Below are 24,930 nucleotides of genomic sequence, written 5' to 3' on the forward strand. Positions count from 1 at the left end.
TTCGATGCTTCGCATCGCCCCGGAATGACGGAATGATGAGATCAAGGAACAAGAATGAAGAACGATCCCGTTGACGTCCTGATCATCGGCGCCGGCGCGTCCGGTGCTGCGGTGGCCTGGAGCCTCGCCGATACCAAGATGCACATCCTCTGCCTCGATCAGGGCGGCTGGATGAATCCGGCCGAATATCCGAGCACCGGGCGCGACTGGGAGGCGAAGTTCTACGGCGAGTGGTCGTCGAGCCCGAACGTCCGCCGCCGGCCCGAGGACTACCCGATCAACGACGACAATTCGCCGATCAAGGTCGTCAACTTCAACGCCGTCGGCGGCTCGACGGTGATGTACACCGCGCACTGGCCGCGGCTGCATCCGTCCGACTTCAAGGTGAAGACGCTCGACGGCGTCGCCGACGACTGGCCGATCGATTACGACGCGCTCACCCCGTTCTTCGAGGAGAACGATCGGATGATGGGCGTCTCGGGCCTGTCGGGCGATCCGCTGTCGCCGCTGAGCCACCCGCCGATGCCGCAGCAGCCGCTCGGGCTATCCGGCCCGCTGATCGGCAACGCCATGAACAAGCTCGGCTGGCACTGGTGGCCGTCGGACACGACGGTGGCGACGATGGATTACGAGGGCAGGGCGCGCTGCATCAATCTCGGCCACTGCACGCCGGCCTGCGCGCAGGGTGCCAAGGCCTCGACCGACATCACCTACTGGCCGCACGCGGTCCGCGCCGGGGTCGAGCTCAAGACCCATTGCCGGGTGCGCGAGATCCTGACCAACGAGCACGGCATGGCCTCCGGCGTCGTCTATTACGACAAGGACGGCGTCGAGCAGTTTCAACCGGCCGAAGTCGTCATCATCGCCTGCAACGGCGTCGGCACGCCGCGGCTGCTGCTCAATTCGGCGTCAGGCAAGTTCCCGAATGGCCTCGCCAACTCGTCCGGCCTGGTCGGCAAGAACCTGATGTTCCACCCCTACGCGCAGATCTACGGCTTCGTGAAGGAGCCGACCGACAGCAACCGCGCGCCGCCGACCTGTCTGTGGAGCAAGGAGTTCTACGACACCGATCTGTCGCGCGGCTTCGTCCGCGGCTACGGCATCCAGTTTGGCCGCGGCGCCGGGCCGGTGTTCGAGGCGGTCGCGAGCGAGCAGAAGGGCATCCTGCCCTGGGGCAAGGATCATCACCGCGTGTTCCGCAAGCTCAACGGCCATCGTCTCGCGGTATCGGCGATCTGCGAGGATCTGCCGGAGGAGCACAACCGCGTCACGCTCGATCCCGTGCTGAAGGACAGCCACGGCATCCCCGCGCCGAAGATCGATTACACGATCAGCGCGAACAGCCGGAAGATGATGGACCACGGGCTGGCGCGCGGCCGGGAGATTCTCGAGGCCGCCGGCGCCACCGACATCTGCATCAATGATCCGATCCCGTGGGGCGGCTGGCATCTGCTCGGCACCGCGCGGATGGGCGCCGATCCGGCGCGCTCCGTGGTCAACGAATGGGGCCGCTCGCACGACGTGAAGAACCTCTTCATCGTCGACGGCAGCATCTTCGTCACCTCGGGCGGGGTGAACCCGACCTCCACCATCCAGGCCCTTGCGCTCTACATCGCCGACCAGATGAAGCAGCGCCTCGCCAATCTGTTCGATTGAGACCGACATGTCCGACGCAAAAGAACTGACCGCAGCTCAGCGCGCCGATCTCCGCACCGTCGCCGCGATGATCGTTCCCGCAAGTGACGAGTACAAGGTGCCGGGGGCGGACGATGCCGCGATCCAGGCCGACATGCTGGCAACCCTCGGCCGCGACACCGCGCTGGTTGCGCGAGCTCTGGATCATCTGGCCGATCTTGCCGGCAAGCCGCTCGCCGAGCTCGACGACCCCGGGCGCGATGCGGTAGCGCAGGAGTTTCGTAGCCATGGCGGCGCGGCCGCGGCGACGCTCGTCCGCGTGGTGCTGCAATGCTACTACCGCGACGACCGCGTGCTGCGCTCGCTCGGCCTCGAGCTGCGCGCGCCGTTCCCGAAAGGCCATGTGCTGCCGGAGGGCGACTGGTCGCTGCTCGATCCGGTCCGGGAGCGCGGCGGGACGCTGCGGCGGGCGCCCTAACCAGTCGGGCAGGGCTGCGCGGAAGCGTAACCACTTGCGGCGCGGGGAGCCGGTCACCATCTGAGGAGACCAAAGGACTCTCGCCATGCTGGATATTACCTCAGATGCCGCCGGTGACACGCCGTCACCGCGAACGGCTGATGCTGCCCGGGATAACGACCGGGCTTTGCTGGATGCCTATTCCAATGCCGTGATCGACGTCACCGACCGCGTCGGCCCCGCCGTGGTTCGGGTCGAAACCGGGCCGAAAGTGCGCAATGCGCGCGAGCGCGGCGGGCTCGGCTCGGGCATCGTGATCTCGCCCGACGGCTTCGTGCTGACCAACAGCCATGTGGTCGGATCGTCGAAGGAGATTCGCCTGCGCGACACCGAGGGCTTCGTCACCGACGCCCATGTGCTCGGCGTCGATCCCGACACCGACCTCGCCTTGCTGCGGGCCGATGGCGCGCGCGATCTGCCTTACGCGTCGCTCGGCAACTCCAAGACGCTGCGGCGCGGCCAACTCGTGGTCGCGATCGGCAATCCGCTCGGCTTCGAATCGACGGTCACCGCCGGCGTGGTCTCGGCGCTCGGACGCTCGATCCGCTCGGTCAGCGGGCGGACCATCGAGGACGTGATCCAGACCGACGCCGCGCTCAATCCCGGCAATTCCGGCGGGCCGCTGGTGTCGTCGAAGGGCGAGGTGATCGGCATCAACACCGCGATCATCAACGGCGCGCAGGGCATCTGCTTTGCGGTCGCCAGCAACACCGCGCAGTTCGTGCTGTCGGAGATCATCCGCCACGGCTATGTCCGCCGCGCCTATATCGGCGTCGCCGGGCAGACCGCGCCGGTGCCGCGGCGGCACGCGGTGCTGGCCGGGGTCGAGAACAAGATGGGCGCGCTCCTGATGCAGATCGAGCCGGACAGCCCGGCCGCGCGCGCGGCGCTGCTGCCGGGCGATGTCGTGATCGGGCTCGACGGCATCGAGATCAACGGTGTCGACGACCTGATCCGCGCGCTCGATCACAGCCGGATCGACCGGACCCTGTCGATGGACGTGCTCCGCCTCGGCCGCCTGCGCGCGATCGACATTCATCCGATCGGGCGGAAGCCCGCGAAGCAGTGAGGATTATCCTTTCCGCGTGCGAGCTGCACCCTCTCCCCTTGTGGGAGAGGGTCGCTTCGCGCAGCGAAGCGGGGTGAGGGTTTCTCTCCACGATCTCATATGTCGACAGAACCCCTCATCCGGCGCTTCGCGCCACCTTCTCCCACAAGGGGAGAAGGGTAGCCGTGTCGTCTCTAATCTGAGTGGAATGCCTTTTGAAAAGACCCGCCTCCTAAGCGGCGTCCGCTTGTGGGTGAGCGCGGATTGCCAAGCGGTGGATGACTTGCCGTAACGCCATCCTCGACGGATCGGGTCCAGCCCAACCGGGGGGCCCTCGAGCGGCGTGCGCTTGACGTACGGCCGCTATCCCCGTTCGGCGCATTCCCTTATGGTCGGCCACATGGATATAGCCGGCTTCGACCTCAACTTGATGAAGGCCTTTGATGCGCTGTACGCGGAGCGCCACGTGACGCGCGCCGGATCGCGGATCGGCCTCAGCCAGTCGGCGATGAGCGGAGCGCTCACGCGCTTGCGAGAGCTTCTTGGGGACGAGCTCTTCGTGCGAACGCCTTCAGGCATGCAGCCAACGCCCCGCGCCCATGACCTTGCTGGTCCCGTCTCGGATGCGCTCCGGCTTCTCCGGAGCGCGCTACAGGCCGATAGCTTCGATCCCGCGACGGCCGACAATACCGTCACGCTCGCGATGAGCGACTATGCGGCGTTCGTCCTGTTGCCGCCGCTCATGGCCCTCCTCAGCATCGACGCCCCGCACATCAACGTGCGGGTCTGCGGGATGTTCGGACGAGAAGAAGCTATCACGCTGCTCGACAGCGGCGAGGCGAACCTCGCGATTGGTTTCCCCGTCGAGACGTCGGCGCGCATCATCAGCAGCCCGCTCTTTTTTGAGAGTTTCGCCTGCGTCGTGCGGGAGGGACACCCGGCGTTCGCGGATGGTCCGAGCCTCAAGGCTTTCGCAGCGGCGCCGCATCTTCTGGTCTCTCCGGAAGGCGACCGCTCCGGGATCGTCGATCTGAGGCTTGCCGATCTCGGCCTCGAACGGCGCGTCGTACTGAGCCTGCCACAATTCCTGGCCGCCCCTTTCGTGATCGCCGGGACCGACCTCGTCGCGACGCTGGCCTCCCGGGTCGCACGAAGGTTCGCTGGTACCGGAGCAGGCTTAGCGATTTATGATCCGCCGCTCGAACTGCCTACCTGGCCACTCCACCTGATGTGGCACCGGCGGGCGGATACGCATGGGGCTATTGCCTGGCTGCGCGGCATTATCACCAAAATCGCCGCCTCGGCTTGACGCCATCGGCGCGATCGATAGCGCTACATCAGAACTCGCGATTTCCATCCGCATTGCCGTTCCGCTTTGTTGGATTCACCGAAATTGAAGGGTGATCGACATGCGAGTTTTGGTAACAGGCGCGACTGGCTTGATCGGCGGTGCGGTAGCGCACCGATTGAAAGAGGGAGGTCATGAAGTCGTAGGACTCGCCCGGTCGGAAGCGAGCGCGACCAAGCTGCTCGACCGAGGTTTCGTGGCGAAGATAGGTGAGCTTGCCGACCCGGTGAGCTTGGCCTCGGCGGTGCGGGGCGTGGACGCCGTCGTCCATGCCGCTTCGCCCAACGATCAGAACGCTGCGTCTCTCGATGAGATTGCGACGCGCGCGATCCTCGAAGCCCAGCGCGGAACGGGTAAGCGCTTCATCTATACCAGTGGCAGCTTGGTCTACGGCTCCACGGGTGACACGTCAGTCACCGAGCGCACTCCACTAAACCCGGTCGAGATGGTCCGCTGGCGCCAGGCCCTGGAACGCGAGATCCTCGCGGCCGAAGCCGGGGGCGTCCATCCGGTCGTTATCCGGCCTGCCTGGGTATATGGCAACTGGGGTGGCGCCGCGATGATGATGGTCGCAGCGGCCAAGGAACATGGTGCGGCGCTTCATGTCGGTGACGGTCAAAATCGCTGGTCGACCGTGCATGCCGACGATCTGGCCGATCTCTATGCGCTCGCGCTCGAGCGGGCACCGGCGGGATCCGTCTTCAATGGCGCGCACGGTTCGGCGCCGCGGCTCATCGAGATCGCACGCGCAGCGAGCGAGTTGGGCGGTGCCGGGGGCCGAGTAGCGGCATGGCCGCTCGAAGAGGCGCGCAAGGTCCTCTCGGGTTTCGCCGATGCGATCGCCTCCGATCAGATCATCTCGGGCGAGAAGGCGAAGCGCGAACTCGGCTGGAATCCTTCGCGGGGATCGATCATCGACGAGTTACGCGCTTATGCGTTGGCGGTCGCTTAAGTCATGCACCTAATATTCATTAGGCTGCTTGCCGTTGCCTTCGCCAGTGCAGGTCTGTTCAATGCGATCGCGACGTCGACGACGCGGAGCAACTTTGTTCGATGGGGGTATCCCGCGTGGTGGTGCCGGGTCACCGGCGGATTGGAGATATCGGCCGCGATCCTGGTCACACTACCGGCAACCCGTGCAGCAGGCTTGATCCTCTGCGCCGTCATTCTCGCAGCGGCAGCTTTGACCATCCTGCGACATCGGGAGTTTTCCCATCTCGTACCGATCGGTTGCTTCGCTGCCTTGCTCCTGATGGCGAGCCGGATTTCCTAAGAGATCGGTGGCTCCGGGAGCGTCACGGAAATTCGGAATAATAGAAGATATCGCTGAGTTGCCCGACGTGTCAAGTTGCTTGTCCGGGGGCCGGCGGCCGCCCGGCTACTTTGCATGGGGTTGTTTTCGATATTTTGGGTGCGCTCGCCTACCGCAGCGCCGCCAGCAGCTCATCCGGCTGCTCGACCATCATCATGTGGCCGGCGCCTGACAGCACGACGGTGCGGGCGTTCGGCGTCGCGGCGGCGAGCGCCTTGCCGGCCTTGGCGGGGGTCATCATGTCGCGTTCGCCGAGGACGAAGGTGGCGGGCACCTTGACCGCGGCAGCAGCCGTGAGCGCGTTCTGGTAGGCGTTGCAGGCGTTGAGGTCGTTGTACAGCACGCCTGGCTTCGCCTCCTGCAGCACCCGCTGCGCGCCCTGGTGCATCCAGAGGCCCGGCGCGAGGCTGCCGCCGAGCTCGGCCTTGAAGCCGAGGCCCCAGATCGAGACCATGTCGATCGCCGCAACATCATTGGCTTCGGCGGCCTTCAAGAGATCGGGGCCGACGGTCATGGTCGCGGCGGTGCCGATCAGCGCGAGGCCGGAGACCTTGTCGGGATGCCGCGCCGAGGTCTCGATCGCGATCAGCGAGCCCATCGAGTGGCCGATCAATCGGGCCTTCGCTGCGCCGGCCGCCGTGATCAGCGCCGCGATCCAGTCGGCCATCTCCGCGATGGTCTTCAGCGGCTGGCCGGCGGAGCGGCCGTGGCCGGGCAGGTCCGGCGCCAGCACGGAGAATCCGTGATGGGCGAACCAGCGGCTGTGCAGCGCCCAGGTCGAGGAATCGAAACCGGCGCCGTGGATCATCACCACCGCCGGCAGCGATGCATCGAACGGCCTGCCGCCGGTCGCGATAAAGGTGTCTGATCCGTTCACGGAAAGCTGCATGGCCCTAAGTCCTTTGCGAGGCGCGCAGCGCCTGGCCGAGATCGTCGATGATATCCTCAGCGGTTTCGATGCCGACGGACAGCCGCACCAGCTCCTCGCCGATGCCGGCGGCCCTGAGCTGCTCGGCATCCATCTGCTGATGCGTGGTGCTGGCGGGATGGATCACCAGCGTCTTGGCATCGCCGACATTGGCGAGATGGCTGATCAGCTTCAACGACTCGATGAACTTCTTGCCGGCGGCGCGGCCGCCCTTGATGCCGAAGCTGACGATCGAGCCGGCGCCGCGCGGCAGCAGCTTCTTCGCCAGCGCATAGTCCGGATGCGTCTCCAGCGAGGGATGCAGCACCCAGTCGACCGCCTTGTTTGCCGCGAGGGCGTCCAGTACCGCATGGGTGTTGCTGACGTGGCGGTCCATGCGGACGCCGAGCGTCTCGATGCCCTGCAGCAGCTGGAACGCGTTGGTCGGCGACAGGCAGGCGCCGAAATCGCGCAGGCCCTCGGTGCGCGCGCGCATGATGAAGGCGGCCTTGCCGAACTGCTCGTCGAAGACGATGCCGTGATAGCCGGCATAGGGCTCGGTGAGCTGCGGGAATTTGCCGGAGGCGCGCCAGTCGAACCGCCCGCCGTCGACGATCACGCCGCCGATCGCGATGCCGTGGCCGCCCATCCACTTGGTCGCCGAGTTCATCGTGATGTCGGCGCCGAGCTCGATCGGCTGGCTCAGATAGGGCGTCGCGAAGGTGTTGTCGATCAGCAGCGGAATCTTCGCATCATGGGCGATCTGCGCGACCGCGGGGATGTCGAGCACTTCGAGGCCGGGATTGCCGATGGTCTCGCCGATCACGAGGCGGGTGTTCGGCTTGATCGCGGCACGGAATTCGTCGAGCGCACGCGGCTTCACGAAGGTCGTGGTGATGCCGAACCGCGGCAGCGTGTGCGCCAGCAAATTGATGGTGCCGCCATAGAGCGAGGCGGAGGCGACGATGTGGTCGCCGGCATTGAGCAGGGTTGCGATCGCCAGATGCATCGCGGCCATGCCGCTGGCGGTGCAGATCGCGCCGACGCCGCATTCAAGCGCGGCGATGCGTTCTTCCAGCACTGATGTCGTCGGGTTCGAGATGCGGGTGTAGATGTGGCCGGCGCGCTCGAGGTTGAACAGCGCCGCGGCATGATCGGCATCCTGGAACACATAGGACGTGGTCTGATAGATCGGAACCGCGCGCGCGCCGGTTGCGGGATCGGGGCGCTGGCCGGCGTGCAGGCTCAGGGTTTCGAAGGCAGGCGGCTTGGGTGCGGGCATGCGAAACTCGTCAGGTCAGTCGATGGGGATGGTGGGTTGGCGAGAGGTCATTTATTTGACGCGTTTTCTTCACGCGAACCGGTGTCCACTTCGCTTGAAAACGCTTTGTTACACGTGAACTGCGGTGCGAACACGGCCGACATTGCCGAACACGCGCAAATAGCGCTCGACCTCTGTGGGGATGCCGGTCGCCTTCTCCGGATTATCGGAAAGTTTGACGGCCGGCCGTCCGTCGACCGACGTCACCTTGCAGACGATCGAGATCGGGTCGAGCTCGGCGGTGCCATCGGGCGCGCAGCCGACGAAATCGTTGGTGAGGTTGGTGCCCCAGCCGAAGCTGACGCGCACGCGTCCCTTGAAATGGTGGAATGTCTCCTCGATCGAGCCGACATCCATCGCGTCGGAGAACACCAGCAGCTTCTCCTTGGGATCGCGGCCCTTCTGCTTCCACCACTTGATGATCTCTTCGCCGGCCGTGATCGGCGGCGCGCTGTCGGGTCGAAAGCCGGTCCAGTCGGCGACCCAATCCGGCGCGTCGCGCAGGAACGGCTTGGTGCCGAAGGCGTCGGGCAGCGCGATCAGCAGATTGCCGCCATAGGTGTGGCGCCACTGGTCGAGGATGCGATAGGGCGCCCAGCGCAGCGCCTCGTCGTCATTGGCGAGCGCGGCCGCCACCATCGGCAGCTCATGCGCGTTGGTGCCGATCGCTTCGAGGTCGTTGTCCATCGCGAGCAGCACGTTCGACGTGCCGGTGAAGGAGGGGCCGAGGCCTTCCTTCACCGCCTCGACGCACCAGCGCTGCCAGAGGAAGCCGTGGCGGCGGCGTGTGCCGAAATCGGACAGCCGCAAGCCGTCCAGCTTGCGCAGCCGCTCGACCTTGGCCCACAGCTTGGCCTTGGCGCGGGCGTAGAGCACGTCGAGCGCGAAGCGGCCGTAGGTCTTGGTCGCCGCGCGCGAGCGCAGCTCGTTGAGGATCGCGAGCGCCGGGATCTCCCACATCGTGGTGTGGGTCCACGGCCCGTGGAAATGCAGCTCATACTGGCCGTCGACCTTGTGCAGCTCGTACTCGGGCAGCCGGAAGTTCGAGAGCCAGTTGATGAAGTCGGGCGAGAACATCTGGGTCTTGCCGTAGAACGTGTTGCCGGCGAGCCAGATCAGCTCCTTCTTGGTGAAGCGGATGGTGCGGGCGTGGTCGAGCTGGGCGCGCAGCTCGGCCTCGTCGATGACCTCGGCGAGCCGGATATGGGTCGAGCGGTTGATCACCGAAAAGGTCGTGCGGGTGTCCGGATAGCATTCCCGGATCATCTGCTGCATCAACAGCTTGTAGAAATCGGTGTCCAGCAGGCTGCGCACGATCGGGTCGAGCCGCCAGCCGTGGTTGTAGGTCCGGGTCGCGATATCTGTCACAGTCATGCGGGAACCTTAGCCTGCCCCGCGCCGCCCGCCCAGTGGGTATCGGGCGGAACATGGCAGGTCAGCGCGCTATGGTCTGCCGTATACGGCCGACGGTGGCGGTGACATCGGTCCAGGCCGGCTTGTCAGGGGCAAATTGCCGCCGGAGGAAGGTGACGAGCTCGGCGACCTGGCCGTCGCTCATGCTGTCCTTGAAGGCCGGCATGTAGCCCAGATCGGTCACGGCCGGCTTGGCGATGCCGTGCAGGATCACCTGGATCAGATTGTCGGGCGCGTCGCTGTGCAAATTGCTGTTGAGCGCCAGCGACGGCCGGCTGCCGAACAGCGGCGGGCCGCCGACCTCATGGCAGACCGCGCAGGCGCCTTGATAGATCCGCGCGCCGGTCGAGGCTGCCGTGGTCACAACGGTGCCGGCTTCGAGCTTGGCTGCCATGGCGTCGTGGGCCGGCCGATCAGCGGTCTCGTTGAACGAGGCGAGGTAGACCGCCATCGCGCGGATGTCCTGATCGGGCAGCGCGGCGAGCTCCTGCACGACCGGCGCCATCGGCCCAGCGGCGACGCCGTGCAGGCGGGACTCGCCGGTGCGCAAATAGGCGTAGAGCTCGTCCTCGCTCCAGGGGATCGGCGCCTTCGACAGCGACGTCAGCGCCGGCGCCTCCCAGCCCTCGGCGAAGCCGCCGGCGAGATAGGCCGCTTGCCGCTCGGCGCCGAGCGCATTGCGCGGCGAGTGACAGGCGCTGCAATGGCCGAGCCCTTCGATCAGATAGGCGCCGCGATTCCAATTCGCTGACTTCGATGGATCGGGCTGGAATGCCTGCGCCTGATGGAACAGCGCATTCCATCCGGCGAGCAGCGGCCGCAGGTTGAACGGAAAGGCGAGCGCGTTGGCCGGCGTTTCGGCGCGCACCGGCGCCTGCGCCATCAGATAGGCATAGAGCGCCTGCAGGTCGGCATCACTGGTCCTGGCGAAGTGCGTGTACGGGAACGCCGGATAGAGATGGCGCCCGTCGCGATGAATGCCCTCGCGCATCGCGCGCTCGAACGCCGGATAGGACCAGGCGCCGATGCCGGTGTCGACGTCGGGCGTGATGTTGGTCGTGAAGATGGTGCCGAACGGCGTTTCGAGCGGCCGGCCGCCGGCGTTCACGATGCCATGCTCCGAGGTGTGGCAGACGGCGCAGGCGCCGAGCGCCGCGAGCTCCTTGCCGCGGGCGATCGTCGCGGCGGAATACACCGAAGCATCGGGCCGGGCGATCGGCGCGATCGCGCGCCACGGCAGCACGGCCGCGCCGATGCCGATCGCCGCTGCGCAGAGTGCGGCAATGCCGGCGAGCACGCCGCCGCGCTTTGCAAACGGATTCTGCCATCTGTTGCGGTCGGCCGTCTGCGCAGGCGGCGGGAGCGGGGCGGGCGCTGTGGGTTGCTCGCCGCGCAATCCCTTCAAAATGCGCTCCGGCGTGAACGGCAATTCGCGGAAGCGCACGCCGGTCGCATCATAGATCGCGTTGGCGATCGCGGCGGCGCTCGGCACCGAAGCGGACTCGCCGACCCCGAGCGGTGGCTGGTCCTGACGCGGCAGCATCAGCACATCGATCTTGGGCAGCTCAGGAAACTTGATGATGGGGTAAGCACCCCATTCGCGCGCCGTCACCGTGCCGCGCTCGAAGGAGACCTCCTCCATCAGCGCGCGACTGGTCGACTGGATCACATTGCCTTCGATCTGGTGCCGCACGCCCTCCGGATTGATCATCAATCCGGAATCCTGGCCGGCGACGACGCGCGTCACACTGACATCGCCGGTCGCCTTGTTGACCGCGACGTCGGCGATCCAGGCCGACCATGCCGCGCCGTAGCCGGGAAACTTGCTGTGCACGTAGAGCGCATAGGCAAAGCCGCGACCGCGCACGATATCGCCGTCCGCCTCGGGCTCTTTCCACACCGGGCGCGGCGTCCAGCCGGCGCGCTCGGCGACCGCATTGACGAGATCGATCGCGCGCTTATCGCTGAGATAGCGCAACCGGTATTCGATCGGATCGACCTCGGCCTCCGCCGCGAGCTCGTCGATATAGGATTCATGCGCAAAGGTGTTCGGCAGCGCCGACACGCCGCGAAACCAGGACGCGCGCACGATCGGCGGCATGTCGTTGGCGACCACGCGCATGTTCTCGTAGTCGTAGGGCGGGATCGCGGTGCGGTCGCCCATCTCGAACACCGCGGCTTCAGGCGCGATCCGCCCGGTGAGCAGCAGCGCCAATGTCGGCGCGCCGTTGGACGGATAGCTCGTCGCAAAATCATAACCGGCGACGCTGCCGTCGGCGTTGAGCCCGCCATTGACGTCCATCAGCTGCGCGGTGCCCTTCGGCTCCCAGGCATGTTCCTGCTCGCGGGTCAGCTGCACGCGCACGGGACGGCCGACCGCGCGCGACAGCAGCAGCGCATCGGCGGAGACATCGTCGGCGCAGTTACGGCCGTAGCAGCCGGCCGCCTCCATCCGGATCACGTCGATCTCGGACTCGGGCCGCTGGATCAGCAGCGCGAGGTCGCCGCGCAGGATGTGCGGGTTCTGCGTGCCGGACCAGACCCGGATCGCGCCCTCGCTGTAATCGGCAACGGCGCATGACGGGCCGATCGAGCCGTGCATCTGGTAGGGCCAGAGGTAGGTCCGCTGCATCGGCTTGGCGGCCGCCTTGATCGCGGCGTCGACGTCGCCCTTGTCGATCAGCTGGCGCGGCGTCGAGGGATTGGCGCGCAGTGCCTTCTCCACGTCGGCAAGATCGGTCAGCGCTGGTCCGGGCTTCCAGCTCACCGTGAGCTGCGCGGCAGCCTTGATTGCATTCTCCTCGCGCTCGGCGACGACGCCGACGAAATCGCCGATCCGCACCACCGCGACGAGGCCTGGAATATCGCGCACCGAGGCTTCATCGACCGCAATCAGGCTGGTGCCGACGAACGGGCCGGCGTCGACGCCGGCGTAAGGCGGCCGGACCACCCGGCCGTGCAGCATGCCGGGCACGCGCACATCGTGGACATAGACGATCTCGCCGGTGGCCTTCGCCGGCAGATCGACCCGCGGCACGGACTTGCCGACGACCGAATAGGCGCTCACGGCCTTGACCGGAACCTCATCGGCAAGATCGAGCCGGATGGTCTCGTCCGCGATCAGCTCACCATAGGTGATGCTGCGGTTGTCGTGACCGCGGATCAGGCCGTCCTCGATCGTGAGCTCGTCGACAGCTAGCTCCAATCGCTCGGCGGCCCGTGTGAGCAAAAAATGCCGCGCTTGCGCGGCGGCCTTGCGCAGGGGAACGGCGGTGATCTGGATGGTCTCGCTTGCGATGGTCGGGCCCTGGTTCGGCACCACGGCGGTGTCGCCGAGGATCACGACGACGCGGGCAAGGGAGACGTCGAGCTCCTCGGCAACGATCTGTCCGAGCGCGGTGCGGATGCCGGTGCCGAGATCGACATGGCCGTTATAGGCATTGACCGTGCCGTCGGCGGTGATGGTGATGAAGGTCTCGAACGCGCCTTCCGCGCCCAGCACCGCAGGGCGGACGACCGACAGCGAGCCGCGCTGGCGTTGCTCGGGAGGCCGTGTGTCGACCATCAATCGCGCGCCTCGAGCGCGTGGCCAGCCGCACGCATCGCCGCGCGGATGATCTCAATATGCGCGCCGCAGCGGCAGAGATTGTAGCGCAGCGCCTCCAACACCTCATGCTCGGACGGACTTGGATTGCGCGTCAGCAATGCCTTGGTGGTGATGATCATGCCGTTGAGGCAATAGCCGCACTGCGCGGCCTGTTCGCGGATGAAGGCGTCCTGCACCGGATCGGGGTGCTCGCGGCTGCCGAGGCCTTCGAGCGTGACGATGTTGCGGCCGGCGCAGCCTTCGATCGGAATCAGGCAGGCGCGCGCCGCGACGCCGTCGATCAGCACCGCGCAGGCGCCACACTCGCCGAGGCCGCAGCCATATTTCGGTCCGTTCAATTCGAGGTCGTTGCGCAGCACGTAAAGCAATGCGGTGTCGGGAGCGGCGTCGACATCATGATTCCTGCCGTTCACGGTCAGGCGCATTGCCCCGGTTCTCCCCTGATGTTTGCGCTGCAACGTCAGCGTCAGATCGCCGACGAGGATAACGTTTGTATACAAACGTGCAAGCGGCGGCATGCCGCGCTGCAGCGCGTGCCCGCTTTATGAACAGGGTGCGCACGCGAAGGGCAGGGTTTGATTGCAAAGGCCGCTTGACAGGTCACGGGCTCGCGCGCAGGATCATTCGTATACGAACGATATGTATGGGAGGCGGAAGGGCAGTATGATCGACCGCTGCCACAAGTCCAGGCTTGGTCACGATGGCTGACACAATGACCGTCGCCGCCGGCGACAAGATCCGCTGCGATGCCTGTCCGGTGATGTGTTACATCAAGCCGGGCGCGGCCGGCGCCTGCGACCGCTATGCCAATCATGACGGCACGCTGGTGCGCGTCGATCCGCATGTCGTGCTGGAGCGCACCGGGTCGCATGGCGGTAAGCTGGTTCCGTTCCAGGTGAGCGGCGACTGGGACGGCAAGATCGTCCGCCAGCCCGAACTGTTCGTCACGGCGATCGGCGCCGGAACCACCTATCCGGACTACAAGCCGGCGCCCTTCATCGTGTCGTCGGAGGTCGACGGCGTCGACATGGTCACCGTGGTGACTGAAGGCATTTTCTCGTATTGCGGCGTCAAGGTGAAGATCGACACCGACCGCTATCTCGGGCCGGAGACCGCGATCGTGCGTGCGGACGGCGAGGCGGTCGGCCATGTCACGACCAGCGAATATGGCTCGCAGATGCTCTCGCTCGGCGGGGTGCATCATCTGACCGGCGGCTCCAAGAAGGAGGGCCGCGTCACCTGCGACACGCTGATGGATCTCTCCAACTGCAAGGCGGTCGAGCTGACGATCGACGGCGGCGCCACCGTCGTCGTGCAGGCCGGCAGGCCGCCGATCGTCAACGGTGTGGCAGAAGAGCGCATGCGGGTCGGATGCGGCTCGGCGACCATCGGCATGTTCGCCAAGCAATGGCACGGCAAGGTCGATGAGGTCGTGGTGGTCGACGACCACATCACCGGCGTGCTCAGCGAGCACCAGGCCGGCAAGCTGCTCGACATCGCCGACACCGGCATCAAGATGAAAGGGCGGCGCTCGACGCCCGGCCGCTATTTCCAGGTCGCCGATCCCGGCACCGGATGGGGCGGCACCAACATCTCCGATCCGCTGTCGATCCTCGGTCCCTTCAATGCGAAGGAGGCGCGGCCCGGGCTCACCATGCTGATGGTCTCCACGACCGGCGAGCATGCGTCCTATTACGTGCTCGACGAGGCGTTGAAGCCGGTCGAGACCGAGATGCCCGCGGACCTCAAGTTCTCGGTCGAGCGCATCCAGGAGAATTGCGAGCCGGCGCTGTGCACTGTGCTGTTCATGGGCGGCGCGGGCGGATCGCTGCGCGCCGGCGTCACCGACAATCCGGTGCGGCTGACGCGCTCGGTGAAGGACGCACTGACGCGGGTGACCAGCGGCGGCGCGCCGGTCTATGTCTGGCCCGGCGGCGGCATCACCTTCATGGTCGATGTCACGCAGATGCCCGCCGGCGCGTTTGGCTATGTGCCGACGCCTGCACTGGTGGCGCCGATCGAGTTCACGATGCAGCTGTCGGACTATGCGGCACTCGGCGGCCATATGGACTACGTCCGGCCGCTGTCGTCGCTGCGGGACAGCGCCGAAGTTCGGTCAATGCCGTATCTTCCAGGGCGGCGCGCATGAGCCGGCTGCCGCAAATCGCGCTTCTTCCTGACGGCAAGCGGCTGCATTTGCAGGACGGCCCGATCGATCTGGTCATCGAGGCCAAGGGCGGGGATGCCGATATCAGCGCCGCCTATCAGGCCGCGGCGGAACGCTTCACCGGGTTGCTTGACGAACTCTGCGCGGAGCTGGCCGCACTGCGCAGCGCCGCCGCTCCGGGCGGCTGCACGCTGAAAGGCGTGGTCGCGCGGCGTATGCATGCGGCGGTCGCGCCGTTTGCCGCCGATTGCTTCATCACGCCGATGGCGGCGGTCGCGGGCTCGGTCGCCGAGGAAATCCTCGGCGCGATGCTTGAGGCCACGCCGCTCGATCGCGCCTATGTCAACAATGGCGGCGACATTGCCCTGCATCTCGGCGACGGCGAACAATTCACCGTCGGCCTGATGGATCGGCCCGACCGTCACGGCGTGATGCGCACCATGACGGTCGATGCCGACACTCCGGTCCGCGGCCTCGCGACCAGCGGCCGCCACGGCCGCAGTTTCTCGCTCGGAATTGCCGATGCCGTCACCGTGCTGGCGCGGACGGCGTCGCAGGCCGATGCCGCGGCGACCGTGATCGCCAATGCGGTCGATCTGCCGGATCATCCCGCGATCCTGCGCTGTCCGGCGAGCGAATTGCAGCCCGACAGCGACCTTGGCGCGCGGCTGGTGACCCGCGATGTCGGGCGGCTCTCGGAACGCGAGATCGATCAGGCGCTCGAGGCGGGGGCAGCGCGGGCGCGCGACCTCCTGATGTCGGGATTGATCGAGGGCGCGGCATTGCGTCTACTGGGCGAAACGCGAATTGTCGGTGCAACTGGCAGCGGAACGCCGGCGTCGCACGCGTTTCAACGAAGAACGACAGAACACATGCTGCGGGCATGACCGGGAGCGAGGCAAGATGAGCGCCGTCATTCGCAAGATCGTCACCGTGGTCGAGGAGACCCATCTGGAGATGGGCAAGACCATCGCGCCGCCGACAAGGCGGGCCGCCGCGATCGCCGTGATCGAAAACCCCTTTGCCGGCCGCTATGTCGAGGATCTGTCGCCGCTGATCGCGATCGGCGAGGAACTCGGCGAACTGCTTTCAAAGCGGGCCGTCGCCGCGCTCGGCATCGACGGCGCCAAGGCGCACAGCTACGGCAAGGCCGCCGCGGTCGGCGAGAATGGCGAGCTCGAGCATGCCGCGGCGATCCTGCATCCGAAGATGGGCGCGCCGGTGCGCAAGGTGCTGTCGAAGGGCGCGGCGCTGATCCCGTCGTCGAAGAAGCGCTCGGGCCCCGGCACCACGCTGGATATTCCGCTCGGGCACAAGGACGCGGCTTTCGTGCGCAGCCATTTCGACGGCATGGAGGTGCAGATCAACGACGCGCCGCGGGCCAACGAGATCATGGTCGCGGTCGCGGTAACCGACAGTGGACGGCCGCTGCCGCGCGTCGGCGGGCTGACGGTCGGCGAGATCAAGGGTGAAGACGGATTGCGATAATCTCATTGAAGAAAAACTGGAGGACGGGATGCGTGGTTATTTCGTAGGGGCGGGATTGGCGATCGCGGTCGCGACCATGGCAACGAGCGCCATGACGACGCAGGCCTTGGCGCAGAGCGAAATCAAGATCGGCGAGATCAACAGTTACTCGCTGCTGCCGGCGTTCACCGAGCCCTATCGCAAGGGCTGGCAGCTCGCGGTGGAGGAGATCAATGCCGCGGGCGGCATCAACGGCAAGAAGCTCGTGGTCATTTCCAAGGACGACGGCGGCAAGCCGGCGGATGCGCAGACCGCGGCGAACGAGCTGGTGTCGAGCGAGAACGTCGCGATGCTCACCGGCACGTTCCTCTCCAATATCGGCCTTGCCGTCTCCGACTTCGCCAACCAGAAGAAGGTGTTCTTCCTTGCGGCCGAACCTTTGACCGACGCGATCACGTGGTCGAAGGGCAACCGCTATACGTTCCGCCTGCGGCCGTCGAACTACATGCAGGCCGCGATGCTGGTGGAGGAGGCGGCGAAGCTTCCGGCCAAGCGCTGGGCGACGATCGCGCCGAACTATGAATACGGCCAGTCGGCGGTCGCGGTGTTCAAGAAGCTGATGTCGGCGAAGCGGCCCGACATCCAGTGGGTCGACGAGCAGTGGCCGCCGCAGGGCAAGATCGACGCAGGTCCGGTGGTGCAGGCGGTTGCCGCGGCGAACCCGGAAGCGATCCTCAACGTCACCTTCGGCGCCGACCTCGTCAAGCTCGTGCGCGAAGGCAACACGCGCGGCCTGTTCAAGGGCCGCACGGTGGTGAGCTTCCTGACCGGCGAGCCGGAATATCTCGATCCGCTCAAGGACGAGACGCCGGAAGGCTGGATCGTCACCGGCTATCCCTGGTACGCGATCAAGACGCCTGAGCATGACGCATTCCTGAAGGCCTACCAGGCCAAGTACAACGACTATCCACGGCTCGGCTCGATCGTCGGCTACCAGACCATCAAGGCGGCGGCGGCGATCCTCGCCAAGGCCGGCTCGAGCGATCCGGAGAAGCTGATCGCGGCTGCGGAAGGCATCTCGATGCCGTCGCCGTTCGGCGAAATCACCTTCCGCAAGATCGATCACCAGTCGACGCTCGGCGCCTTCACCGGCAAGACCGCGTTGAAGGACGGCAAGGGCATCATGGTCGACACCGCCTATCGCAAGGGGGCGGACTATCTGCCCAGCGATGCCGAGATCGAGAAGCTGCGGCCGAAGGATTGAGGTTGCGAATATAGCGGGGCCTCGTGGTTCGAGACGCGCGGCGTTGCCGCGCTCCTCACCATGAGGGTCTCGCTCCTCATCCTGAGGAGGCGCGGAGCGCCGTCTCGAAGGATGACGCCCTGATGCAAGTTCACGTTGAAGCGGACCGCCCATGGCCTTCTATGTCGTCCAGTTCCTGACCGGTCTTGCCAGCGCGGCGTCGCTGTTCCTGGTCGCTTCGGGTCTGTCGATCATCTTCGGCGTGACGCGGATCGTGAATTTCGCGCATGGCGCGTTCTACATGCTGGGCGCCTATGTCGCCTTCACGCTGACCGAGCGCTTTTCCGGCGCGCTCGGCTTCTGGGGCAGCATCGTCGTTGCCGCGCTGGCGGTTGCTGCGATCGGTGTGCTGGTCGAGATGGTGCTGCTGCGCCGGATCTATCATTCGCCGGAGCTGTTCCAGTTGCTCGCCACCTTCGGCCTGACGCTGATGGTCGAGGACCTCGTGGTGCTGATCTGGGGCCCGGACGATCTGGTCGGCCGCCGCGCACCCGGCTTCAAGGGCGCGATTGATTTCTTCGGCCAGAACATACCAAGCTATGATCTGTTCCTGATCGTGCTCGGGCCGGTCGTGCTCGGCGTGCTCTGGCTGTTGTTCCAGCGCACCCGCTGGGGCGTGCTGGTGCGCGCGGCGACGCAGGACCGCGACATGGTCGCGGCGCTCGGCGTCAATCAGAAATGGCTGTTCACCAGCGTGTTCGCGCTCGGCGTCTTTCTCGCCGCGCTCGGCGGCGCGCTGCAGATTCCGCGCGATGCGGTCAACCACGCGATGGATCTGCGCGTCATCGTCGAGGTCTTCGTCGTGGTCGTGATCGGCGGCCTCGGCAGCATCATCGGTGCGTTCGTCGCGGCGGTGCTGGTGTCGGAGCTCAACGCCTTCGGCATCCTGATCTTCCCGAAGATCTCCATCATCCTGGTGTTCCTGGTGATGGCGGTGGTGCTGATCGTCCGGCCGTGGGGGCTGTTCGGCAAACCGGAGGCGCCGGCACGGCGCACGCCTGGTCTCACCGTCAATCCGTGGCGGCCGCTGACGATGAACGAGCGGTTCGCCGCGATTGCCGTGCTCGTCCTCGCCGCCGCGCTGCCGTTCGTCGCCGGCAATTACGTGCTCACGGTCGGCTCGGAGATCGCGATCTTCGTGATCTTCGCGGTCAGCCTGCACTTCCTGATGTCGGTCGGCGGGCTCGCCTCGTTCGGCCACGCCGCCTATTTCGGCCTAGGCGCCTATGGCGTGGCGCTGCTCGCCAAGATGGCCGGCCTGCCGATGATTGCCTGCCTGCTGCTCGGGCCGCTGCTCGGGCTCCTCGGCGCCGCCGTATTCGGCTTCTTCGCGGTGCAGCTCTCCGGGGTCTATTTCGCGATGCTGACCTTGGCCTTTGCCCAGATCGTCTGGTCGATCGCGTTCCAGTGGGTGTCGGTCACCGGCGGCGACAACGGCATCCTCGGGGTCTGGCCGGAGAAATGGGCGGCGAGCCCGTCGCATTTCTACTGGCTGTCGCTCGGCATCGCCGCGCTCGCCGTCGTGATCCTCCGCATCATCGTGTTCTCGCCGTTCGGCTTTGCGCTGCGCGCGACGCGCGACTCTCCGCTGCGCAGCGAAGCCATCGGCATCGACGGCAAGCGCATCCAGTGGACCGCCTTCGTGATCGCGGGCACGGTCGCCGGCCTTGCCGGCGCGCTGTTCGCCTATCTCAAGGGCAGTGTGTTCCCCGACAATATGGGCATCTCGCTGTCGGTCGATGCGCTGGTCATGGTGCTGCTCGGCGGCGTCGAGACGGTGTCGGGCGCGGTGGTCGGGGCCATCGTCTACAAGGCGCTCAACATCTGGCTGGTCAGCCAGACCGATTGGTCGAAACTCGTGCTCGGCGGCTTCGTCGTGCTGATCGTGGTCGCGTTTCCGAAAGGCATCGTCGGCACGCTGGAAGCCTTCATGCATCGCCGGCGCAAGTCCTCGTCGTCGGTATCGCCCTTGCTGACCTCCCGCATCGAGAGCGCCGAATGAGCATGGTTCCCACATTGCTGTCGGTCGAGGGGCTGACCAAATCCTATGGCGGCGTGCATGCCGTGCGTGGCGTCTCCTTCGAACTGCGCGCCGGCGAGATTTTGGCGCTGATCGGGCCGAACGGCGCAGGAAAAAGCACCTGCTTCGACATGCTCAACGGCCAGAACATTCCGGACAGCGGCCGCATCCGCGTACTGGGCGCGGAGACCACCGGCAAGAAGCCGCGCGTGATCTGGCGCATGGGCGTCGGCCGCACCTTCCAGATCGCGGCGACATTCCCCACCATGACGGTGCGCGAGAACGTGCAGGTCGCGCTGGTCTCGCATGGCGGGCAACTGTTCAACCTGTGGGCCTCGACCGCGCGCCACGCCCGCGACGAGGCCGGACGGCTGCTCGATCTGGTCGGCATGGGCGCCTATGCGGAGCGGCCGTGCGGCGAGCTCGCCTATGGCGACGTCAAGCGGCTCGAGCTTGCGATCGCGCTCGCCAACCAGCCGAAGCTGCTCTTGATGGACGAGCCGACCGCCGGCATGGCGCCGCGCGAGCGCGTCGAGCTGATGCGGCTGACGGCGCGGATCGCGCGCGAGCAGTCGATCGGCGTGCTGTTCACCGAGCACGACATGGACGTGGTGTTCGAGCATGCCGACCGCATCCTGGTGCTGAACCGCGGTAGCCTGATCGCCGAAGGTTCGCCCGAAGAGGTCCGCGGCAATGCCCAGGTGCGGGCGATCTATCTCGGTGAGGGCCTCGTCTATGACGCCCGGCACCGCGAGGGAGCATCGGCATGAAGCTGACGGTAAAAGATCTCAACAGCTTCTACGGCCCGGCGCATATCCTGTTCGACATCGCGCTCGAGGTCGGCGAGGGCGAAGTGGTCGCTTTGCTCGGGCGCAATGGCGCCGGCAAATCGACCACGTTCCGCTCCATCGTCGGCCTGGTCGAGAACCGCTCCGGCCGCGTCATGTTCGAGGGCCGGGACGTCTCCGATTTGCCGACGCATGCGATCGTGCGCGGCGGGCTCGGCTATGTCCCGGAGGAGCGGCGCATTTTCACGGATTTGACGGTCGAGGAGAATCTCGAGGTCGGCCGCCAGCCGAAGCGCGCAGGCGCGCCGCAATGGGACCGCGAAAAACTGTTCAAGCTGTTCCCGAACCTCGGCGAGATGCGCGGCCGGCCCGGCGGACGCATGAGCGGTGGCGAGCAGCAGATGCTGACGATCGCGCGCACGCTGATGGGCAATCCGTCGCTGGTGCTGCTCGATGAGCCCTCGGAGGGGCTGTCGCCGAAAATCGTCGAGCAGATGGTCGATGCGATCCTGGCGATGAAGAAAGAGGGCGTCAGCATCGTCGTCTCCGAGCAAAATCTGCATTTCGCCCGGCTGATCTCGGATCGCGCCTACATCATCGAGCGCGGCCGGATCTGTTTCGGCGGCACCATGGCGGAACTCGATGCGCGTCCGGATGTCCGCGACGCGCATCTGTCGCTGTAACGGGCGGGGTGGACGATGGCGAGGAGTGCGGCACCGAAGCGAAACGGGAAGGCGACCAAGCCGGGATACGTGCTGGATGAGCAGATCGGCTTCATCCTGCGCCAGGTGTCGCAGCGCCACGCCGTGATCTTCGCCCGCGAGATCGGCATCAATCTGACGCCGACGCAGTGGGCGGCGCTGTCGAAGCTGTCCGAGGTCGGCGCCTGCTCGCAGAACCAGCTCGGGCGGCTGACCTCGATGGACGTTGCAACCATCAAGGGCGTGATCGATCGCCTGACCGCGCGCGGCCTGACCGAGACCGCGCCCGATCCCGACGACGGCCGCCGCCTGCTGGTGAGTCTCACGCGCGCCGGCCAGCAGATGGCCGACAAGGCCGCGCCCAATGCGCTGGTGATCTCCAGGGAGACGCTGGCACCGCTGGACGCCAAGGAGCGCGAGACGCTGATCGCGCTGCTCGGCAAGCTTCGCTGACACAATCTATCACCGTCACCCTGAGGAGCCGCGCGGAGCGTGGCGTCTCGAAGGGTCGACGCCCGGCTGTCTGCCGCGGGCCGTTCACCCTTCGAGGCACGCTTGCGCGTGCACCTCCAGCGACAACGGCAAAGCCGTTGCGCGGGGATGACGGGTCATCTATCGTGCCTCACGTCGTCACGACCTCCGCAACCTTGCCGATTGGGCAGCGTGCCGCGTCCGGACTACGTTGCAAGAGCAAGCACCAGCGCAACGACACCCACCAGCACCAGGCTGAGCGCCCAAACCGTGTCCAGGTTGAACCAACTCCGGGATACGAATTTGAGCCCGAGGTAGCGGTAGACCAGCCACGCCAGGCATCCGCCGGCGGCGATCATCGCGCCGGCATGGACGACGGAGACCAGCACGGCCATCGTGAGACTGGTGTCGATCAGGCTGTTGGCAGCCGCATGGCCTTGGTCCGCTTCAGCCTCGCGGCACAGCCCCAGATAAATCGGCACTAGCATCAGCGCCGCGCCGTGGGCGATCGCTACGGCAAAGGACCACAAAGCGAGTTGCGTCGGCGGTATCCGCACCAGGGCCCGCGGATGGCGCCGGTCGATCAGCCGATAGACACCGAACAGGATGACGAGCAGGCTGGCGCCGATCCGGATCGTGCGCTGCCATTCGACGAGGGTAATCAAGAGTGCGAACGGAAGGATCACCAGCAGCATCGCCAGCAAATGACCGATCGCGAGCGGGCCAAGCGCGGTCACCAGCGCGCGCGAACTCTTCTGCATCAATCCCGCAGAAACGGCGAGTGGCCAGCCCATGCCCGGGTTGATCCCGTGGTAGAGGCCGCTCGCGATGACCGCCAGCCACAGCCAGGCCGGAGTCCAGTCGGCCGGGCTCACGTCAGGGCCTTTTCCGTTCCGATCGAATCGGAACGGGCTCTGGATTCTTGTTTTGACGCGTTTTCTTCACGCGAGCCGTTACCCACTTCGCTCGAAAACGCTCTAGACCGACGGATAGCAGAAGGAGTCGGTCGAGCAGTCGCCGCCATCGAGCCGGATCTGGTGCGCCCGGTAGCCGTCGGGGAAGCTGACCCAGTAATCCTTCGCCAGCTCGAGGCCTCCGCCCGGGCTTGCATTCGCCATCACCTCGGCGCCGGGAATGCCTTGCGGGTAGAACTGGTTGTCCCAGGTCGAATAGAGCGAATTGGTCCAGTACACCCGCTTGCCGTCGCGGCTGATCTCGACCATCTGCGGCCCGCCGGCAAAAGCCTGTCCGTTCGGGTGAGGCGCGCGATGAACGATGCCGCCGATGCGGACCGATCCGGCGAGCTTCGGCTTGCGCGGATCGCTGACATCGTATTGGCGCATCTCGCCGGTGCCCCAGCAGGCGACGTAGAGAAACTTGTCATCCATCGACAAGTCGATATCGGTCACCAGCGGAGGTACGGCCCCGAAACCCTGCAACAGCGGCGGCAGCTGGTCTTTCGATGCAGGCTCGGGTGGGATCGTCACCGTCTTCTCGATGTGAAACTTGCCGCCCTCGCGCCACCAGGTCCAGATCGAACCCTCAAGGTTCGTCGTATCGACCACGACGCCAACGAAGCCGTGTTCGCGAACCGGATCATGCGCCGGACGCACCTCCAACGCCATTTGATGGTTGGCGCCGAGGTCGATGGTCTGGACATTGCGTCGGGCGCGCAGGTCCCAGAAATGCAGGCGGTGCCCGTATTTGTTCGACAGCAGGTCTTCCGGCACGATGCCGTTCTCGAACTGCGGCGGCAAGGCCCACTCGCTGCTCACCATGTAGTCGCGCGGCAGGTTCCACCAGAAGTCATAATGCTTGGTCTGCGGACCACGATCGATTTCCCACCGGCCGAGCACCTCGAATGTCTCGCAGTCCATGATGAAGATGCCGGGCGGCCCGTCGGTGCCGTCCTTGCCGCTTCCGCCGAGCGTGCTGACATAGATGCCTTCCGGCCCGCAGTGGATGGTGTGCGGTCGCGAGTAGCCGGTCTTCTTGAAGATTTCCTCGGGCTCGATGATCTTGTGGATCTTCGCTTGCGTCGGATCCGGCTTGGTGTCGACGATATAGATCCGGGACGATCGCATGCCGGGGATGATGAGATAGCGACGTTCGAGGAAGGCGTGTCCGGCCAGCGGGGACAGTGCCGACGAGCAGGCGTTCCAGCCGAAATGGTGGAACTCGTCGCCCTTGTTGGGCATCGTCACCGTATGGACGATCTTGCTGTAGGTCGGAGAGCCGGGCTTGACGTCGATCACCGCGAGTGCGTCCGGCTTTGAAAAATCCGGACTGAGCAGCACGGTGTAGGCAAAGCTCTCGGCCGGCGCTTCCATCGCGAGCTTCGGCGACGCGTGGAACGTAGGATCTGGCCTCATCGTCATCGGCTGCCTCCTGATTGCCTGGTGTAGATCAACACGGCATGGCGGCACGCGGCAGCAAGAACTATCCGGATCGAAAATGCCTCTTGCGAGTGCCGCCGGCTAAGGTTCGCTTGCCGTCAGGATACACCGCAATGGTGACAGGTGAAAACAAGGTTCGGTTACGCAGGCGGCGCGGCAAAGCCGCGCGCCGCCGGGCGCGCGATCTGGCAGCCCGCTCAAGGGGTTGGGCAAGCGATCCAGCACGATCAGCCTGGGAGCAAGTGAATGTATGACTGACGAGTGGCACCAAACGCTCGGTGTCGTCCCGGCGAAGGCCGGCAACTGTTATGTCGGTTTGGTCTGTAGGTACGGCTTTCGGTCTCGCATCATGGCATTGAGGACCGTGAGCAGCTTCCTGGCGACGGCGATGAGGGCGAGTTTGGCTGGTTTTCCGGCCTGTCGCAGTCGTGTATAGAAGGCCTTGAACGGATCAGCTCTGCGAACTGCGTTGAGGGCCGCCATATAAAGGGCGTCACGAACGCGCTTTC

At 65.9% G+C, this 24,930-nt stretch carries 21 protein-coding genes and 1 pseudogene; 14 read left to right on the forward strand and 8 right to left on the reverse strand.

Annotation, left to right across the window (positions count from 1 at the left end; genetic code table 11):
- The first annotated feature begins 54 nt into the window (after positions 1 to 54).
- From PMN64_RS21800 to PMN64_RS21825, 6 genes are all read left to right on the forward strand, one after another.
- Positions 55 to 1,656, forward strand: a complete 1,602-nt coding sequence (locus tag PMN64_RS21800) for a GMC family oxidoreductase (RefSeq protein WP_411782113.1) — start codon at positions 55 to 57, stop codon at positions 1,654 to 1,656.
- 7 nt (positions 1,657 to 1,663) lie between these two features.
- On the forward strand, positions 1,664 to 2,113 hold the full coding sequence (locus PMN64_RS21805; protein ID WP_411782114.1) for a hypothetical protein: 450 nt from the start codon (positions 1,664 to 1,666) through the stop codon (positions 2,111 to 2,113).
- Positions 2,114 to 2,198: 85 nt separating this feature from the next.
- A complete protein-coding gene (locus PMN64_RS21810; protein ID WP_411782115.1) occupies positions 2,199 to 3,221 on the forward strand; it encodes a S1C family serine protease in 1,023 nt (340 codons plus the stop codon).
- Positions 3,222 to 3,600: 379 nt separating this feature from the next.
- The gene (locus PMN64_RS21815; protein ID WP_411782116.1) at positions 3,601 to 4,509 is read left to right on the forward strand and encodes a LysR family transcriptional regulator; all 909 of its coding nucleotides are present in this window, start codon (positions 3,601 to 3,603) and stop codon (positions 4,507 to 4,509) included.
- A 100-nt stretch (positions 4,510 to 4,609) separates the two neighbouring features.
- Positions 4,610 to 5,500 (forward strand): NAD-dependent epimerase/dehydratase family protein, encoded by an 891-nt coding sequence (locus PMN64_RS21820; RefSeq protein ID WP_411782127.1) that lies wholly within the window; start codon positions 4,610 to 4,612, stop codon positions 5,498 to 5,500.
- Between the two features lie 3 nt (positions 5,501 to 5,503).
- Positions 5,504 to 5,821 carry a DoxX family protein gene (locus PMN64_RS21825; protein ID WP_411782117.1) on the forward strand — a complete coding sequence of 106 codons (318 nt, stop codon included), beginning with the start codon at positions 5,504 to 5,506 and terminating at the stop codon, positions 5,819 to 5,821.
- Between the two features lie 148 nt (positions 5,822 to 5,969).
- On the opposite strand, the gene PMN64_RS21830 is transcribed toward PMN64_RS21825, so the two are convergent.
- From PMN64_RS21830 to PMN64_RS21850, 5 genes are all read right to left on the reverse strand, one after another.
- Positions 5,970 to 6,749: an alpha/beta fold hydrolase gene (locus tag PMN64_RS21830; RefSeq protein ID WP_411782118.1), complete on the reverse strand. Its 780-nt coding sequence runs from the start codon at positions 6,747 to 6,749 to the stop codon at positions 5,970 to 5,972.
- A gap of 4 nt (positions 6,750 to 6,753) precedes the next feature.
- The gene (locus tag PMN64_RS21835) at positions 6,754 to 8,049 is read right to left on the reverse strand and encodes an O-acetylhomoserine aminocarboxypropyltransferase (RefSeq protein ID WP_411782119.1); all 1,296 of its coding nucleotides are present in this window, start codon (positions 8,047 to 8,049) and stop codon (positions 6,754 to 6,756) included.
- A gap of 108 nt (positions 8,050 to 8,157) precedes the next feature.
- Entirely contained in the window at positions 8,158 to 9,462 is a 1,305-nt protein-coding gene (pncB, locus tag PMN64_RS21840) for a nicotinate phosphoribosyltransferase (RefSeq protein WP_092082610.1), read from the reverse strand.
- 61 nt (positions 9,463 to 9,523) lie between these two features.
- Positions 9,524 to 13,066 carry a molybdopterin cofactor-binding domain-containing protein gene (locus PMN64_RS21845; protein WP_411782120.1) on the reverse strand — a complete coding sequence of 1,181 codons (3,543 nt, stop codon included), beginning with the start codon at positions 13,064 to 13,066 and terminating at the stop codon, positions 9,524 to 9,526.
- Positions 13,066 to 13,533 (reverse strand): (2Fe-2S)-binding protein, encoded by a 468-nt coding sequence (locus PMN64_RS21850; RefSeq protein WP_411782121.1) that lies wholly within the window; start codon positions 13,531 to 13,533, stop codon positions 13,066 to 13,068. Before PMN64_RS21850 ends, PMN64_RS21845 begins: the two co-directional genes overlap by 1 nt.
- A gap of 275 nt (positions 13,534 to 13,808) precedes the next feature.
- On the opposite strand from PMN64_RS21850, the gene PMN64_RS21855 reads away from it, so the two are divergent.
- The 8 genes from PMN64_RS21855 (at position 13,809) to PMN64_RS21890 (ending at position 22,007) form a co-directional block, all read left to right on the forward strand.
- Positions 13,809 to 15,257 carry a 6-hydroxynicotinate reductase gene (locus PMN64_RS21855; RefSeq protein ID WP_411782122.1) on the forward strand — a complete coding sequence of 483 codons (1,449 nt, stop codon included), beginning with the start codon at positions 13,809 to 13,811 and terminating at the stop codon, positions 15,255 to 15,257.
- Positions 15,254 to 16,162 (forward strand): UPF0280 family protein, encoded by a 909-nt coding sequence (locus PMN64_RS21860; protein WP_411782123.1) that lies wholly within the window; start codon positions 15,254 to 15,256, stop codon positions 16,160 to 16,162. The genes PMN64_RS21855 and PMN64_RS21860 overlap by 4 nt, the downstream gene beginning before the upstream one ends.
- Before the next feature lie 16 nt (positions 16,163 to 16,178).
- Positions 16,179 to 16,763, forward strand: a complete 585-nt coding sequence (locus PMN64_RS21865) for an amino acid synthesis family protein (protein ID WP_016842455.1) — start codon at positions 16,179 to 16,181, stop codon at positions 16,761 to 16,763.
- Positions 16,764 to 16,791: 28 nt separating this feature from the next.
- Complete coding sequence (locus tag PMN64_RS21870; RefSeq protein WP_411782124.1) at positions 16,792 to 18,006, forward strand: ABC transporter substrate-binding protein; 1,215 nt, start codon at positions 16,792 to 16,794, stop codon at positions 18,004 to 18,006.
- A 151-nt stretch (positions 18,007 to 18,157) separates the two neighbouring features.
- Positions 18,158 to 20,047: an ABC transporter permease gene (locus tag PMN64_RS21875; protein ID WP_411782125.1), complete on the forward strand. Its 1,890-nt coding sequence runs from the start codon at positions 18,158 to 18,160 to the stop codon at positions 20,045 to 20,047.
- Positions 20,044 to 20,835, forward strand: coding sequence for an ABC transporter ATP-binding protein (locus tag PMN64_RS21880; RefSeq protein ID WP_016842451.1), 792 nt, complete (start codon positions 20,044 to 20,046; stop codon positions 20,833 to 20,835). Before PMN64_RS21875 ends, PMN64_RS21880 begins: the two co-directional genes overlap by 4 nt.
- On the forward strand, positions 20,832 to 21,536 hold the full coding sequence (locus tag PMN64_RS21885) for an ABC transporter ATP-binding protein (RefSeq protein ID WP_028343689.1): 705 nt from the start codon (positions 20,832 to 20,834) through the stop codon (positions 21,534 to 21,536). The genes PMN64_RS21880 and PMN64_RS21885 overlap by 4 nt, the downstream gene beginning before the upstream one ends.
- A 15-nt stretch (positions 21,537 to 21,551) precedes the next feature.
- Positions 21,552 to 22,007 carry a MarR family winged helix-turn-helix transcriptional regulator gene (locus PMN64_RS21890; protein WP_038383940.1) on the forward strand — a complete coding sequence of 152 codons (456 nt, stop codon included), beginning with the start codon at positions 21,552 to 21,554 and terminating at the stop codon, positions 22,005 to 22,007.
- A 224-nt stretch (positions 22,008 to 22,231) separates the two neighbouring features.
- Here the strand turns inward: PMN64_RS21890 and PMN64_RS21895 are convergent, their stop codons facing one another.
- The 3 genes and pseudogenes from PMN64_RS21895 to PMN64_RS21905 form a co-directional block, all read right to left on the reverse strand.
- Complete coding sequence (locus PMN64_RS21895) at positions 22,232 to 22,900, reverse strand: hypothetical protein (RefSeq protein WP_411782126.1); 669 nt, start codon at positions 22,898 to 22,900, stop codon at positions 22,232 to 22,234.
- Between the two features lie 102 nt (positions 22,901 to 23,002).
- Positions 23,003 to 24,403: a selenium-binding protein SBP56-related protein gene (locus PMN64_RS21900; protein WP_168857886.1), complete on the reverse strand. Its 1,401-nt coding sequence runs from the start codon at positions 24,401 to 24,403 to the stop codon at positions 23,003 to 23,005.
- A gap of 324 nt (positions 24,404 to 24,727) precedes the next feature.
- Positions 24,728 to 24,930: pseudogene (locus PMN64_RS21905) on the reverse strand (IS110 family transposase); the annotation flags it as partial.

The organism is Bradyrhizobium sp. UFLA01-814 (genome assembly GCF_046718885.1).
GTDB classification, from domain to species: domain Bacteria; phylum Pseudomonadota; class Alphaproteobacteria; order Rhizobiales; family Xanthobacteraceae; genus Bradyrhizobium; species Bradyrhizobium elkanii.

Excerpts from the sequence above, each read along its gene's own strand:
- PMN64_RS21800 (WP_411782113.1), top strand. The coding sequence starts at position 55 with ATGAAGAACGATCCCGTTGACGTCCTGATCATCGGCGCCGGCGCGTCC.
- PMN64_RS21805 (WP_411782114.1), top strand. The coding sequence starts at position 1,664 with ATGTCCGACGCAAAAGAACTGACCGCAGCTCAGCGCGCCGATCTCCGC.
- PMN64_RS21810 (WP_411782115.1), top strand. The coding sequence starts at position 2,199 with ATGCTGGATATTACCTCAGATGCCGCCGGTGACACGCCGTCACCGCGA.
- PMN64_RS21815 (WP_411782116.1), top strand. The coding sequence starts at position 3,601 with ATGGATATAGCCGGCTTCGACCTCAACTTGATGAAGGCCTTTGATGCG.
- PMN64_RS21820 (WP_411782127.1), top strand. The coding sequence starts at position 4,610 with ATGCGAGTTTTGGTAACAGGCGCGACTGGCTTGATCGGCGGTGCGGTA.
- PMN64_RS21825 (WP_411782117.1), top strand. The coding sequence starts at position 5,504 with ATGCACCTAATATTCATTAGGCTGCTTGCCGTTGCCTTCGCCAGTGCA.
- PMN64_RS21830 (WP_411782118.1), bottom strand. The coding sequence starts at position 6,749 with ATGCAGCTTTCCGTGAACGGATCAGACACCTTTATCGCGACCGGCGGC.
- PMN64_RS21835 (WP_411782119.1), bottom strand. The coding sequence starts at position 8,049 with ATGCCCGCACCCAAGCCGCCTGCCTTCGAAACCCTGAGCCTGCACGCC.
- pncB (WP_092082610.1), bottom strand. The coding sequence starts at position 9,462 with ATGACTGTGACAGATATCGCGACCCGGACCTACAACCACGGCTGGCGG.
- PMN64_RS21845 (WP_411782120.1), bottom strand. The coding sequence starts at position 13,066 with ATGGTCGACACACGGCCTCCCGAGCAACGCCAGCGCGGCTCGCTGTCG.
- PMN64_RS21850 (WP_411782121.1), bottom strand. The coding sequence starts at position 13,533 with ATGCGCCTGACCGTGAACGGCAGGAATCATGATGTCGACGCCGCTCCC.
- PMN64_RS21855 (WP_411782122.1), top strand. The coding sequence starts at position 13,809 with ATGGCTGACACAATGACCGTCGCCGCCGGCGACAAGATCCGCTGCGAT.
- PMN64_RS21860 (WP_411782123.1), top strand. The coding sequence starts at position 15,254 with ATGAGCCGGCTGCCGCAAATCGCGCTTCTTCCTGACGGCAAGCGGCTG.
- PMN64_RS21865 (WP_016842455.1), top strand. The coding sequence starts at position 16,179 with ATGAGCGCCGTCATTCGCAAGATCGTCACCGTGGTCGAGGAGACCCAT.
- PMN64_RS21870 (WP_411782124.1), top strand. The coding sequence starts at position 16,792 with ATGCGTGGTTATTTCGTAGGGGCGGGATTGGCGATCGCGGTCGCGACC.
- PMN64_RS21875 (WP_411782125.1), top strand. The coding sequence starts at position 18,158 with ATGGCCTTCTATGTCGTCCAGTTCCTGACCGGTCTTGCCAGCGCGGCG.
- PMN64_RS21880 (WP_016842451.1), top strand. The coding sequence starts at position 20,044 with ATGAGCATGGTTCCCACATTGCTGTCGGTCGAGGGGCTGACCAAATCC.
- PMN64_RS21885 (WP_028343689.1), top strand. The coding sequence starts at position 20,832 with ATGAAGCTGACGGTAAAAGATCTCAACAGCTTCTACGGCCCGGCGCAT.
- PMN64_RS21890 (WP_038383940.1), top strand. The coding sequence starts at position 21,552 with ATGGCGAGGAGTGCGGCACCGAAGCGAAACGGGAAGGCGACCAAGCCG.
- PMN64_RS21900 (WP_168857886.1), bottom strand. The coding sequence starts at position 24,403 with ATGACGATGAGGCCAGATCCTACGTTCCACGCGTCGCCGAAGCTCGCG.